This is a genomic window from Kribbella sp. C-35 (genome assembly GCF_046549195.1).
Lineage (GTDB): Bacteria > Actinomycetota > Actinomycetes > Propionibacteriales > Kribbellaceae > Kribbella.
The window spans coordinates 256698-269757 of record NZ_JAJPWG010000001.1; the positions used below are offsets into that span (position 1 = coordinate 256698).

Annotated in this window: 13 protein-coding genes; 7 read left to right on the forward strand and 6 right to left on the reverse strand. The window is 68.0% G+C overall.

Going from position 1 to position 13060, the window contains the following annotated elements; translation table 11 throughout:
* Positions 1 to 102 precede the first annotated feature (102 nt).
* Positions 103 to 1857 (reverse strand): chitinase, encoded by a 1755-nt coding sequence (locus tag ACLJOO_RS01285; protein WP_410784894.1) that lies wholly within the window; start codon positions 1855 to 1857, stop codon positions 103 to 105.
* Between the two features lie 112 nt (positions 1858 to 1969).
* Between ACLJOO_RS01285 and ACLJOO_RS01290 the strand changes: the two genes are divergently transcribed.
* Positions 1970 to 2749, forward strand: a complete 780-nt coding sequence (locus tag ACLJOO_RS01290) for a class I SAM-dependent methyltransferase (protein ID WP_410784895.1) — start codon at positions 1970 to 1972, stop codon at positions 2747 to 2749.
* A 19-nt stretch (positions 2750 to 2768) separates the two neighbouring features.
* Here ACLJOO_RS01290 and ACLJOO_RS01295 read toward each other — a convergent pair whose 3' ends face one another.
* The 3 genes from ACLJOO_RS01295 to ACLJOO_RS01305 all read right to left on the reverse strand — a co-directional run bounded on the left by ACLJOO_RS01295 (position 2769) and on the right by ACLJOO_RS01305 (position 4973).
* A complete protein-coding gene (locus ACLJOO_RS01295; RefSeq protein WP_410784896.1) occupies positions 2769 to 3245 on the reverse strand; it encodes a winged helix-turn-helix transcriptional regulator in 477 nt (158 codons plus the stop codon).
* Entirely contained in the window at positions 3242 to 4486 is a 1245-nt protein-coding gene (locus ACLJOO_RS01300) for an MFS transporter (RefSeq protein ID WP_410784897.1), read from the reverse strand. The genes ACLJOO_RS01295 and ACLJOO_RS01300 overlap by 4 nt, the downstream gene beginning before the upstream one ends.
* 136 nt (positions 4487 to 4622) lie before the next feature.
* Complete coding sequence (locus tag ACLJOO_RS01305; protein ID WP_410784898.1) at positions 4623 to 4973, reverse strand: hypothetical protein; 351 nt, start codon at positions 4971 to 4973, stop codon at positions 4623 to 4625.
* A 166-nt stretch (positions 4974 to 5139) separates the two neighbouring features.
* Here ACLJOO_RS01305 and ACLJOO_RS01310 point away from each other — a divergent pair, with 166 nt between their 5' ends.
* Genes ACLJOO_RS01310 through ligD form a run of 4 tightly spaced genes read left to right on the forward strand, consistent with a single transcriptional unit; the run spans position 5140 to position 9648 of the window.
* Entirely contained in the window at positions 5140 to 6273 is a 1134-nt protein-coding gene (locus tag ACLJOO_RS01310) for a helix-turn-helix domain-containing protein (RefSeq protein ID WP_410784899.1), read from the forward strand.
* A 49-nt stretch (positions 6274 to 6322) separates the two neighbouring features.
* On the forward strand, positions 6323 to 7432 hold the full coding sequence (locus tag ACLJOO_RS01315; RefSeq protein ID WP_410784900.1) for a branched-chain amino acid aminotransferase: 1110 nt from the start codon (positions 6323 to 6325) through the stop codon (positions 7430 to 7432).
* A gap of 30 nt (positions 7433 to 7462) precedes the next feature.
* Positions 7463 to 8650, forward strand: coding sequence for a YwqG family protein (locus ACLJOO_RS01320; RefSeq protein WP_410784901.1), 1188 nt, complete (start codon positions 7463 to 7465; stop codon positions 8648 to 8650).
* A 35-nt stretch (positions 8651 to 8685) separates the two neighbouring features.
* A complete protein-coding gene (gene ligD, locus ACLJOO_RS01325; protein WP_410784902.1) occupies positions 8686 to 9648 on the forward strand; it encodes a non-homologous end-joining DNA ligase in 963 nt (320 codons plus the stop codon).
* Here the strand turns inward: ligD and ACLJOO_RS01330 are convergent.
* Positions 9645 to 10247, reverse strand: coding sequence for a TetR/AcrR family transcriptional regulator (locus tag ACLJOO_RS01330; RefSeq protein ID WP_410784903.1), 603 nt, complete (start codon positions 10245 to 10247; stop codon positions 9645 to 9647). The two genes, ligD and ACLJOO_RS01330, sit on opposite strands and share 4 nt — an antisense overlap.
* Before the next feature lie 84 nt (positions 10248 to 10331).
* Here ACLJOO_RS01330 and ACLJOO_RS01335 point away from each other — a divergent pair, with 84 nt between their 5' ends.
* The gene (locus ACLJOO_RS01335; protein ID WP_410784904.1) at positions 10332 to 11678 is read left to right on the forward strand and encodes an FAD-dependent monooxygenase; all 1347 of its coding nucleotides are present in this window, start codon (positions 10332 to 10334) and stop codon (positions 11676 to 11678) included.
* 10 nt (positions 11679 to 11688) lie between these two features.
* Positions 11689 to 12315 carry a nucleoside/nucleotide kinase family protein gene (locus tag ACLJOO_RS01340; RefSeq protein ID WP_410784905.1) on the forward strand — a complete coding sequence of 209 codons (627 nt, stop codon included), beginning with the start codon at positions 11689 to 11691 and terminating at the stop codon, positions 12313 to 12315.
* Here the strand turns inward: ACLJOO_RS01340 and ACLJOO_RS01345 are convergent.
* Positions 12296 to 13033: a TetR/AcrR family transcriptional regulator gene (locus ACLJOO_RS01345; RefSeq protein ID WP_410784906.1), complete on the reverse strand. Its 738-nt coding sequence runs from the start codon at positions 13031 to 13033 to the stop codon at positions 12296 to 12298. The genes ACLJOO_RS01340 and ACLJOO_RS01345 overlap by 20 nt on opposite strands.
* Positions 13034 to 13060 lie beyond the last annotated feature (27 nt).

Consider the following 13060-nt stretch of genomic DNA (forward strand, 5'->3'; position numbering starts at 1 on the left):
CCTCCTTCATACCAGCGGAACCCCACAAACAGGGATCGGTAATCCACAGGCCCACACCCGGTTCGCGAGGGGCTGATTCGCGAACCGGGTGCGAGGGGCGGCCTACGGGAGGGCGTCGAGGTACGGCGCGTGGCTGTTCTGGAACTCCCAGTTGTAGTAGTGGTCCCAGTTGATCGACCACGTCATCAGCCCGCGGAAGCCCGGCGAAGTCCCGCCGCGGAGGCTGTAGCCGCCGCAGTTCTGGCCCTTCACCAAGCAGTCGAGCGCTTCGTGCACGGCTGCCGGGGCGGTGTAGCCGTTCCCTGCGCTGACCGCCGCCGGGAGCCCGAAACCGATCTGGTCGTCGCGCAGTCCCGGAAACGTCTGACCGGTGTTCGCCACCGGGAAGCCCGCCTTGACCATGTCGGTCATCGCGATGTGGAAGTCGGCGCCGCCCATGGTGTGGTACTGGTTGTCCAGCCCCATCACGGGACCGGAGTTGTAGTCCTGGACATGCAGCACGGTCAGCGAGTCCCGCAGCGCGTGGATGACCGGCAGGTACGAACCGGTCCGGTTGTCGCCGCCGCTGGAGCCGCCGTAGAACTGGTACCCGACCTGCACGAAGAACGTCTCCGGCGCCATCGACAGCACGAAATTCGCGCCGTACTTGGCCTTCAGGGTCTTCAGCGCCGAGATGAGGTTGACGATCACGGGTGTGGTCGGGTTGCGGAAGTCGGTGTCGCCCGCGTTCAGATAGAGCGAGTGCCCTTCGAAGTCGATGTCGAGCCCGTCCAGGCCGTAGCGATCGATGATCGCGCTCACCGAACTGACAAACGCGTCCCGGGCCGCGGTCGTCGTCAGCTGCACCTGTCCGTTCGCGCCGCCGATGGAGATCAGCACCTTCTTACCCGCAGCCTGCTTGGCCTTGATGGCTGTAGCGAAGTCCGCGTCGCTCTCCACGTTCGGACACTCGCTCGCCGGACACCTGTTGAACCTGATGTCCCCCGAGGTAACGCTGGTGGGCTCGCCGAACGCCAGGTTGATGATGTCCCACTGGTCCGGCACGTCAGCCATCCGCACGTACCCGGACCCGTTGGCGAAGCTCGCGTGCAAGTACCCGATGAGCGCATGCTTCGCCAGACCAGTGCTTGTACAGCCCGCTGTTGTAGCTGTGGTTGCAGCTGACTTCGCTGACTCACCGGCGTCGTTGTACGCCGCCACCGAGTAGGAGTGACTGCTACACGTCGCGAGACCGCTGACCGTCGCCGTCGTACCAGTGACCGTCTGTACGACGCTTGCGCCTTCGTAGACGCGGTATCCAGAGACAGTGCCCGTGGAGGCCGGCCATGTCAGCGCGATGGATGAGGTGGTCGTGCTGGTGACTGTCGGCGTACCAGGCGTGCTCGGAGCACCCGGCGTACCGCCTGGACCGTCCAGGGTGAAGTCGTCGGCCTGGTACGCCGGCTGGCCGTACCAGCCGTGCACGTAGACCTGCACAGACGTCTGACTCGCACCGGTCGTGAAAGCCACACTGAGCTGAGTGAATGTCGACGCGGACGGCGTCCAGGTGGAGACGCCGCCCGCGACACCCAGGTAGACATAGGACCCACGCACCCAGCCCGACAGCGTGTACGCCGTGTTGGGCTGCACCAACACCGTCTGACTGCACTGCGCATAGTCCGAGCTCGTCACTGCGCCGTTGAGGGCGTAGCCACCGCTGCGGACCGGAGTACTGACGACTGAGCCTCCCGAGCAGTTCCAGCCGCTCAGCGAACCGGTCTCGAAACCGGGGTTGGTCAGGATGTTCGCGGCCTGCGCGGGCACCGTGATGCCGGCCAGCAAGACCCCGACGACAACAGCGAGCCATCGTGCACGCATGGAACCTCCTCGGGCGGTCCATTTAGTAGAGACGCTCCATAACTGCGGGTCAATGCGTTCACCCCGTCGGAAACCCGACGCTGTCCGGAACCCGCCGCCTAGGGTGAACGGCATGAGCCAGATCGACTGGGGTGCGGGCAGTTACGAGACAACCGCCGCAGACCTGCTGCCCGCGGCACGCGAACTGGTCGCGGCGGCGCGGATCCAGCCGGGCGAGCAGGTGGTCGACGTGGGCGCGGGGACCGGCAACGTTGCTCTCGTCGCCGCCGACCTCGGAGCCCGAGTGACCGCGGTCGAACCGGCCGCCCGGCTCCGCGAGGTCATCAGTGAGTCCGCCGGCTCCCGAGACCTGACCGTCGTGGACGGCACCGCCGCGTCGCTGCCGCTCGCCGACGGCTCGGCCGACGTGATCCTGTCCAACTTCGCCGTCATCTTCGCGCCGGACCCGCGCGCGGCGATCGCCGAGTTCGCCCGGGTCGCCACGCCGGCCGGCCGCATCCTCCTGACCAGTTGGCTCCCGGGGGTGATGGGCAAGATCGTCGGCATCGTGGCGAAAGCAGTCAACGAGGTGACCGGCAGCGGCAAGGCCATGGAGGGCCAGATCGACTGGCACGACCCCAAGTCCCTGTCGGACCTGTTCGGCGAGCACGGCTTCGAGGTCTCGACCACCGTCAAGGACCTCTCCGTCACCACCACGTCGCCCGAGGACTACTGGGAGACCCGCATCGCCAACCACCCGCTGGGCGTCGCGACCTTCCCGCTGCTCAAGAAGGCCGGCCGACTGGAGGAGGTCCGCACCCAGACGCTCGACGCCATCTCCAAGGACTGGACCACTCCGGCCGGCGAGGTTCGTCTCCCGGCGCAGTACCTGCTGGCAATCGCCACGCGCTGACTGGCAGCGCGCCCCGTACTCAGCGCCAGGTGCTGCGGTCCGCCGGACCACCCGCAACGGGCTCGAAGACCACGTCCTCCTCAGGAACCGCGTTGCCGCCCTTGTCGATGAAGCCGACGTCGACAAGGTCTCTGGACCCCGTGCTCCGCCGGACCACGGTCGGTCCGTCGGGACGCGGCACATGCACATCACCCCACTGCTGCAGGGCCGCCAGCACCAGCTTCAGGTCCTCACCTGCCGACGTCAGGTGGTACGACGACCGCGTCCGCTGGCCCTCCTCGTGATACTCGCGCTTCTCCAGCAGGCCGGCGTCCATCAACGCGGTCAGCCGGTTCGTCAGGATGTTCGGCGCGATGTGCAGGAAGTCGCGGAAGTCCGCGAACCGCGTCGTCCCGAGGTGCGCCTCGCGCAGGATCAGGAAGCTCCAGCGGTCACCCACCAGATCGAGAGTCCTGGCGATCGAGCAGTTCGGCCGGTTCGCCGTACGCGTGGTCATCGCGCCTCCTCCACCTGCTGCCTTCCGGTCTGCGCCGCCAGGGCTCCGGCGGCGGCGATGACGAGCAGCGCCAGGCTACCGATCACGATCACGCCCAGCAGCAACGCCGTACCGAGACCTGACGCCGTCGCGACCAGGCCGAGCGTCAGCGCGATCGCTCCCTGCAGGACATAGGCGACCAGGTACACCGCTGCAACCGTGCCGCCGCGGTGGTGAGCCGGCGCGTGCGTGGTGATCAGACCCAGGCCGCCCGAGAAGAGCAGCCCGTAGCTGATGCCGCCGAGCACGGTGGTGGCCATGAACACCGGCAGCGAGTGCAGCTGGGCCGAGGTCTCGAGGAGGGCCAGGTCGACCAGTGTGGCGACTGCGCCCACCGCGACCAGTCGTGCGGCGGGGAAACGGCGGCCGGCGATGGCGGTGACGCCGATCGTGACCGACATGATCGCGAGGATCAGGCCGATGACGAAGATGTTCTCGGTCCCGATCAGCTGACGGGCGATCTGCGCGCCGAGAGCCAGGAAGACCGAGCCGAAGGAGTACGCGGCGGTCACTGCGACGGCGGAGGCGACGTACAGCACGCGGATGCCCTTGGGCAACGTCATCGGACGCGGCCGCCAGCGGCCCCGGCTCTCGTCCTTGGTGTGCCGAGGCAGCTGCCAGACGAAGCCGAAGACGACGGCCACGACCGCCAGCAGCACCCAGAAGTCGAGGTGGAGGGGCGCCGGCGCGTACTCGATCAGTCCGCCGCCGACGATCGTCGCCAGCGACAGACCGGCCGCCGTCGCCGCGGTCGTGATGGATGAGGCGCGCGCTGCCTTGCCTCGTGCGCTGAACTCGAGCACTGCTGCTGTCGCGGGAGTGAGTGCGAGACCAACGCCTGCTCCCATCAGCGCGCGCCCGGCGTAGACCCAGCCGACCGACGGTGCGATGGCGAAGAGCAGGACGCCGGCGAGCAGCGCGCCAACGCCGTACAGCATCGTCGTACGGCGGCCGATGTAGTCGGACAGCTGCCCGAAGACCAGCAGGAAGGCGACCAGCACGACCGGGTAGACGGCGAAGATCGCAGTGGTCGCGGTGGGACTGAGGTGCCAGGTCGATGCATAGAGCGGGTACGTCGTCGTCGGGGCGGCGCTGGTCCACAGGCTGATGCCCGCGACCGTGGCGGCGGTCCAGAAACTGGCCCGTCGGCTCAGAGTGCGAGGTGAGTGCGAGGTGCTCAGTTCGACAGTGCTGGTGGTCACGCCGGGTTCCTTCCGGAGGGCTTTCCCTGAGTTGCGTTCTGAAACTCAGAACACCTGAGTTGCTCGATGCAATCCAGTTCGCTTGGTGATCCCCGTCACACCCGGGTCCGGCTCGACGACGGCGGGCGGCCTCCGGTCACGGACCACAGGCGAGGCATGGCCACGGCCGGCCGCAGCGGGAGCAGAGGCCGTCGACCCCTGGCGCCGGCAGCCACACGGGCGCCACGTGCTCGGCTGGTCGCTGGTTGACAGTCCTGCTCACGGTCACAGGTGCGCTGGAGAGCCAGTGGACCTGGGTGCGGCCGCCGGTCCCGTGCACAGCCAGGACGGAGCCGATGCAGTCCCAGGTCGACGTACTGGACCAGGGGCCGCGCCAGCGGAGGGCGACGGTGCCGTCGGACCACTCCACGCCCTCGGCGAGGATCGCGGTGGGGTTGGGGTGGCGGACCAGACGGAAGAGGCGGGCCTGTCGCTGCAGCGTGTTCACCTCTGCAGAATCGCCCAGCACGCAGTGCGCACAACAGGTGTGGGCTGTGGGCTGTCAGAACAGCCCACAGCCCACATGCCCTTGTTTTCCACGGTTTTTGTCGGCGAGGGCTTGTAGCTTGTCCGGCACGCACCACATGAGCTCGAAGCGCGAACGGGGTGATCCTGTGACCGAGACATCGATTGGGACAGCGTTTGGTCCGTTGCTGCGGCAGTGCAGGCAGGCGGTCGGGCTGAGCCTGCGCCAACTCGCAGCACGGGTCGGGTACGACCACAGCTATCTGTCGCAGGTGGAGCGCGGGCAGCGGCCCGGCTCTGCGGACTTGGCCCGGCTCTGCGACCGGGAGCTCGGCACTGACGGCCGACTGACTGCCACCTTCGAGCGAAGGCCCACCCGCGCAGGTCAGGTCAGGCCGGAGGCCGACCCGTTGGAGACAGCGTGGCGAGGACTGGTCGCGACGCTCGATGCCGGCGGACCGGTGCCCGACGACTTCCGCAGTGTTCCACCGGCCTCGCTGCTACCGGAGCTGGTGCGGCAGCTGCACGGCGCTGATGGAGCGGAGGCGGCCGAGCTGAGCATGCTGATCGCCGAGACCCTCACCAGACTGGGTGAGCGAAGCACTGCCAGCCGCTGGTGGTGGGCCGCTCGCGCGGCCGCGGACAGCCTCGGCGAAGGCCCGCTGCCGGCCCTGGTGCGGGCCAGGGAAGCAATCACCGGTCTGGCCGAGCGGCGTCCGTTGGCAGAGCTGCTGGAGCTCGCGGACGAGTCGGTCGCACTGGACCGGCACGTGCCGGGCGCGGCAGGCTGCGTGCCGCGGACCGCGCAGGCACTCGTCCTTGCCGAGCTCGGGCGCACTCAGGACGCAGACCGCGCATTGCAGGAGCTGATCGGTATCGGCGACGAACTCCTGCGCACCACTCCGCAGGCCCGGCCGTACCAGCTGCACTGGGCCGAAGGACGAGTCTGCACTCTGCTGGGGTACGGCGTGGCCGGCTGCGTCCTGCTGGAGCGCGCCAGGGAGCTCTGCCCAGAGAGCTGGATCGGAGAGCGCGCACGACTCGACCTGTGCCTGGCCGAGTGCCTGGTGGTCGCGGGCGAGGTTGCAGCGGGCCTGGCCACGGCACTCCGAGTCCTGGTCGAGCTGCCGGACGAGTGGCACGACTCCTTGGTGTACGACGCTGCCGATCGAGTGCTGCACGTCGTACAGGCAGAGCCCGGTGCAGCCGAGCTACGGCAGTTGCTGGCGCGGTCGCCGTACCGGAGTGGTCGGAGTGTGGGCGGCGGGTCGAGTTGGAGATGAGAGCAGGGGTAGCGTGCGGCGAGTGACAGGTGAACAGCAGGCAACGGTAGTGACAGACGCATGGGACTTCGCGGTCGAGCTGCGCAGCGATCCGGCCAGTGCTGAGGCTCGGGCGGCCGTCCTTGCGGATCCGGCGTTCGGACAGTCGTTCACAGACCACATGGTCGTTGCGAACTGGTCGGTGGACCGCGGCTGGCACGACTCGAAGGTCACGGCGTACGCGCCGCTGTCACTCAGCCCGGCGGCTGCTGTCTTCCACTACTCGCAGGAGATCATCGAAGGCCTCAAGGCGTACCGGCACGCGGACGGTTCGGTGTGGGCCTTCCGGCCGGACCGGAACGCCGCACGGTTCACTGCGAGCGCGGAGCGACTCGCACTGCCGCAGGTCCCGGAGGACGCATTCGTCGCGGCGCTGCGCGCGCTGGTGACTGTTGACGAGGCCTGGGTTCCGTCGGCCGAGGACGGTGAAACCAGCCTGTACCTGCGGCCGTACATGATCGCCACCGAGGCCGCGCTGAGTGTCCGGCCCGCCCACGAGGTGTTGTTCGGCGTCATCGCCTCCCCTGCCGGCCCGTACTTCAACACCGGTCCCAAGCCGGTGTCCATCTGGCTGACGACCTCGACCATCCGGGCGACGCCGGGCGGGACCGGAGCGGCCAAGTGCGGTGGCAACTACGCGGCCAGCCTCGCCGGCCTGGCTGAGGCGGTCGCGAACGGCTGCGAGCAGGTTGCGTTCGTCGATGCCGTCGAGCACAAGTGGCTCGAGGAGATCGGCAGCATGAACATGTTCTTCGTGTACGCCGACGGCCGAATCGCGACGCCCGAGCTGAACGGCTCGCTCCTCGAAGGCGTCACCCGCGCATCGGTGCTCGAACTCGCCGCCGACCTCGGCTACCCGGTCGAAGAACGCCGGATCTCCGCCGACGAATGGAAGGACGGCGTACGCACCGGCGAGATCACCGAGGTCTTCGCCTCCGGCACCGCCGCGGTCATTACCCCCATCGGCCGCGTCGCCTGGCCCGACGGCGACCTGACCATCGGCGACCACTCCGTCAACCACGGCGTCGGCCCGATCACCGCCAAGCTCCGCAGCACCCTCCTCGACCTCCAATACGGCCGCACCCCGGACACCCGCAACTGGCTGACGCGGCTGGCCTGACGAGCAATGGGAGACAGGTACGACGCTCTGATGGCCCGCCGTCAGGCGCTACTGGACGACGCAAGCGCCAGGGTCCAGGCGATGCGGGACGAGTTCTTCCGGACCGCCCCCTTGAGTTCACGCTCCTGGGGATCGAGCGCGCCAACCCTCGGCAACGATGGGCGACTGACTCTCACGGTCCACGAGAGCGACGAGTACCACCGTCGCGTAGAGGCCTTCACGTTGGTGTCGGAGGTCGACGGGACGATCCGCCGAATAGGTGAGGCGACAGTCGACGTCGATCCGGGACCTGACCGTCGGGTACGCGATGGCGAGTCGGAGCCGACGTACGACGAACTCGCGGCGCTGGCCGAGCGGCACCTCGGGCGAACTGTCGCGCAAGCCTGGCTCGAGCACCTGGCGCCGGCAGTTCGGCTCGCTCACGCTCAACCGGGCGACCTGGTGGTCGGGCAACTCGGCGGACTACCGATGCTGCCCATCAACTCGTGGCCGGTCTGGCCGGGCTACGGGCCGCTGAGCCACGTCATGAGCCTCGACTGCTCGAAGCTCTCACCGATGCTTCCGGCCCTCCGTCTGCCCGAGTCCGGCCTGCTGTCCTTCTTCTACTTCGACGGCCAGTTCGACAATCACCTCGCCACTGTCACCGTTACCGACCGGGATTCCGAGACGGTCGAAGGTATCCGCACTCTGTGGTTCGACCCGGTGGTGGACGCCCCGCCCGAGCTGGCTCCGGTTGTGACCCAGCCGCCCGCGGGATTGCAGGCCTTCCCGGCGATCGCGCTGACTCCGATCCCGACCCTGACCTGGCCAACCTGGGAACACGTGGAGCTACGCCGGGTCTGGGCGGCCCACGGTCTCGAGCAGCCCAGGCCAGGCGTCCCACCGGAGGCTGTGAACGCTCTGTACGACGTCCTCGACGAGCGAGGCTATGTGGCTCCCAACCACCAACTGGGCGGCCATGCCTTCCCCGAGCAGAGTGCCGTGGAGATGGACCTCGCGGCTGCTTGCCTGCGACGGTTCGGAGCGACCGAGATCGGCTACGGGAGTCCGGAGTTCGAGGAGCATGAGCGCGGCTGGCAACTGCTGCTCCAGGTCGACACCGACGATGACGCTGACATGATGTGGGGTGACGTGGGGAAGCTCTATTTCCTGATGCGGCCCGCGGACCTGGAAGCCGGCAACTTCGGCGAGGTCGGCTTCACCTGGCAGTGTGGTTGAGGCCAGTTGTCCCTCGCGCCCGTTAGTTTGGGTGCATGGCAGGAAAGGCGAAGTCTCCGGCGATCGAGCTGGAAGTGGGGGAACGGACGGTTCGGGTCTCCAATCCGGATCGGGTGTACTTTCCTGCGCGCGGTGAGACCAAGCTGGATCTGGTGAAGTACTACCTGTCCGTCGGGGACGGGATCGTCAACGCGCTGCGGGAGCGGCCGTGCATGTTGCACCGGTTCCCGGAGGGGGTCGCGGGCGAGAAGGTGCACCAGAAGCGGCTGCCGCACGGAGCGCCGCCGTGGATGGAGACGGTTCGGGTCACGTTCCCGCGGTACAACCGGACCGCCGACGAGCTGTGCGTCACCGAGATCGCCCACGTCGCCTGGGCGGTGCAGATGTCGACGGTCGAGTTCCATCCGTGGAACTCCCGGCGCGCCGACACCGAGACGCCGGACGAGTGGCGCATCGATCTCGACCCGATGCCCGACTGCCCGTTCGATCGGGTACGACGGGTCGCGCACACCGTCCACGAAGTACTCGACGAGCTCGGCGCGGTCGGCTACCCGAAGACCTCCGGCGGCTCGGGCATCCACATCTACGTTCGGGTCGAGCCGGCGTACGGCTTCTCCGACGTACGGCGGGCTGCGCTGGCGTTCGCGCGTGAGGTAGAGCGGCGTACGCCGGAGGACGTGACGACGACGTGGTGGCGCAAGGATCGCGACCCTCGGTTGGTCTTCGTCGACTACAACCAGAACGCCCGGGACCACACGATCGCGAGCGCCTACTCGGTCCGCGGGAATCCCGAAGGCACGGTCTCCACGCCGATCCGCTGGGACGAGATCGACGACGTGAACCCGAAGGACTTCACGATCGCTACCGTCCCCGCCCGGTACGCCGAACTCGGCGACCTGCACGCGAAGATCGACGAGAACGTCTACTCACTCGACACCCTCATGGAGTGGGCCGCCCGCGACGAACGCGAAGGCGCCGAAGCCCCACCCGAGGACTAACCGACCAACCCGTGGTGCAGGAGGTTGGTGAGGGTGTCGATGGCTGCCTCGTCGGGGATGGTCTGGCCGTTGGAGGGGTTGACGACGAGCCAGGTGTAGGCGAAGCCCTCCATCAGCGCGTTCATCGCGGAGATCGCGACCAGCGGATCGGCCGGCGGGTTCGGCAGATGGGAGAAGTGCTCGATCATGTGCTGGTCGTCGTCGGCCATGATCTGCTGCAGCCGCCGCCCCAGCTCGGGATCGAGCATCGCGGCCTGCTTCACCGCGACCATCTCCGGCAGATGCGCCTGGTAGAACCGCCAGAACGCCGCCACGTGCCAGCGGATCGCCGACAGCTTGCTGAAGTCGGCGTCGTGCCCGGCGACATCGACGACCGCCTCGTCCGCCGCGGCCAGCATGTCGCGAAGGAGCGCCTCGAGCAGCTCTTCCTTGCTCGCGAAGTGGTTGTAGAAGGACCCGGTCGCGCGGCCCGCGGCCGCGGTGATGTCGGTGATCTTCGTGTTCAGGTACCCGCGCTCGGCGAAGACGTCGCGCGCGGCCTGCTTCAGCGCCACCTCGGTCCCGGCCGCCCGTTGCCGGCGGCTCACCGTGTCTGTCACGAAGTACCTCCTTGACAGCGAACCCTAGTCGTGCGCAAACTGAATATGAATTCAGTGAATTATAATTCAGTCAAGGAGACCACCATGAACGTCCTGATCGCGGGTGCCGGGCCGACCGGACTGACCCTCGGTATCGAGCTGGCCCGGCGCGGGATCGCGGTCCGGGTGATCGACAAGGCGACCGAGTTCTTCAACGGATCCCGCGGCGACGGGCTGCAGCCGCGGACCCTCGAGGTCTTCGAGGACCTCGGCGTACTGGACGACGTGCTGACCCAGAGCCTCCCGATCCCGCTGATGAAGATCTTCATCAGCGGTCAACCGTTCGGAGAGCGCCGCATGGCCGACCCGGTCGAGCCCACCCCGGACATCCCGTACCCGAACGCACGGATGCTTGGCCAGTCCCGCACCGAGAAGATCCTCCGCGACAAGCTCGCGTCGTACGGCGTCAGTGTCGAACTGAACACCGCGATCACCGGCTTCACCCAGACCACAAAGGATGTCACCGCCGAACTGTCCACCGGCGAGACGCTGACCGTTGACTACCTGGTCGGCGCCGACGGCGGGAAGAGCTTGGTCCGCAAGCACCTCGGAATCGCCTTCGAGGGCACCACCGACGAGTCGATCCGCACCCTGCTCGGCGACGTCGCGGCCGATGGACTCGACCACGAGTACGGCTACTGGTTCGCATCGAAGGACAACCCGATGGCCGGCATCGCGATGACTCCGCTGAGCGGCGGCGACCAGTTCCAGTTCGGCGCGCCGCTCGACGGCGACGACGCGGACACCTCGCTCGAAGGCCTGCAGGCGTTGGTCGACAAGTACGCCGGCCCGGGTATCGCGAAGCTCCGCGACCTCACCTGGTCGACAGTGTGGCGCCCGAACGTGCGGCTCGCCGCGAAGTTCCGCGTCGGCCGGGTCTTCATCGCCGGCGACGCCGCCCACGTCCACCCGCCGACCGGCGGACAGGGCCTGAACACCGGCGTCCAGGACGCGTACAACCTGGGCTGGAAACTCGCCGACGGTCGCGAAGAGGTGCTCGCGACCTACGAGACCGAGCGCCGGACCAACGCGATGCGGGTGCTCGGGATCAGCGAGGACCTGCTGCAGAAGCATGTCGACGGCGACGAGTCTGCGCTCGAGCGCGGCGAGAACACCCGCCAGCTGGACGTCTCGTACCGCGACCCGTCGGACACCCGCCCGCTCGTCTCCGGCGACCGCGCTCCTGATGCGCCAATAAAGGATGCCAAGGGCAACCAAGTCCGGCTCTTCGAGCTCTTCCGCGGCCCGCACGAGACCCTGCTGCGCTTCTCGCCCAGCACTCCCTCGGACCACCCACACGCTGTCGAGATCACGAATCCGGAAGCGTTCGCGATCTATCACGCACAGCCGGGCGACGAGATCCTGATCCGCCCGGACGGCTACCTCGCTTAGGATCCCCACCATGGACTCAGCCGCCGCCTACGATCGTGCCGTCGAGTTGGCGACGCGCGGGCGGCGGCAGATCTTGGGGATCACCGGGGCGCCGGCGGCGGGCAAGTCGACGTACGCCGAACAACTCGCCGCGAAGCTGACCGCGGACGGCCACAAGGTCGCGCTCGTACCGATGGACGGCTATCACCTCGCCCAATCGGTTCTGGAAGCTGAAGGACTGGCGGATGTGAAGGGCGCGCCGCACACCTTCGACGGCTACGGCTTCGTCGCGCTCCTCAGGCGGTTGAAGGAATCACCGGACGAGCAGATCTGGGCGCCGCGCTTCGACCGCAGCATCGAGGACTCGATCGCTGCCAGCATCGGAATCGCCCCCGAGGTCACGCTGGTCCTGACCGAGGGCAACTACCTGCTGCTCGACGAGACGCCATGGTCGATCGTCCGCAGCCTGCTCGATCAGTGCTGGTACGTCGAGGTGCCCGAGGAGCTCCGGCACGCGCGCCTCGAAGCCCGGCACCGGGCGTTCGGCAGATCACCCGAGGAAGCGCACGAACGCACGTACGGCTCCGACGAACGCAACGCCCACCTGATCGCGGCGACGGCACCGGCGGCCGACGCGATCATCCAACCCGGTCAATGAAGGCCGCGACCCCGTCCAGGTAGAGCTGCAGGCCGAAGTCGAAGTCGGCCTCGTTGTCCTCCTCGAAGCTCCCGACCTCGTCGAAAACCCCGGCCTCGACCGTACGCGCCACCGCCGGATAGACCCGCGGATCCGCGACCTTCCGCAGCGTCGAACCGAACAGCTGAAAGGCATCCGGGTTCTCCGCGTAGCCGGCCGCCAGGTCGAACGCCATCCGGATCTGTCCCTGCACGTACGTGATCAGGCCCATCACGACGCCGACCTTCGCCTCCTCCGGCAGGCCGGTGTCCTTCAGCACGCCGAGCGCGGAGTCGAACCAGGCGAGATTGTTCGGACCGGCCGGCGGACCGGAGATCGGCACCTTGGCGTACCACGGGTGCCGGCCGATCGCGGTCAGCACGCCGTCCGCCCAGAAGGTCAGCCCGGTCCGCCAGTCGATGCCCTCGGGCATCGGCTCCGGACGCTCGACCGCGGCGTCCGACATGATCACGAGCAGGTCGTCCTTGCTCTTCACGTGCCGGTACAGCGCCATCGTCGAGTTGCCGAGCCGCTCGGCGACCCTCGCCATCGAGACCGCGGCCAGGCCTTCGGCATCGGCGATCGCGATCGCCGCCGCGACGATGTCGTCGAGCGTCAGCGACGGTTTCGGCCCACGCCGCGGCTTCTCCTGCAACCGCCACATCAGCGCGACGTCGGCCGGCAGCTCGTTGTTCTCCACCGGCTCAGTTTAGGGCTTGCCAGCCAT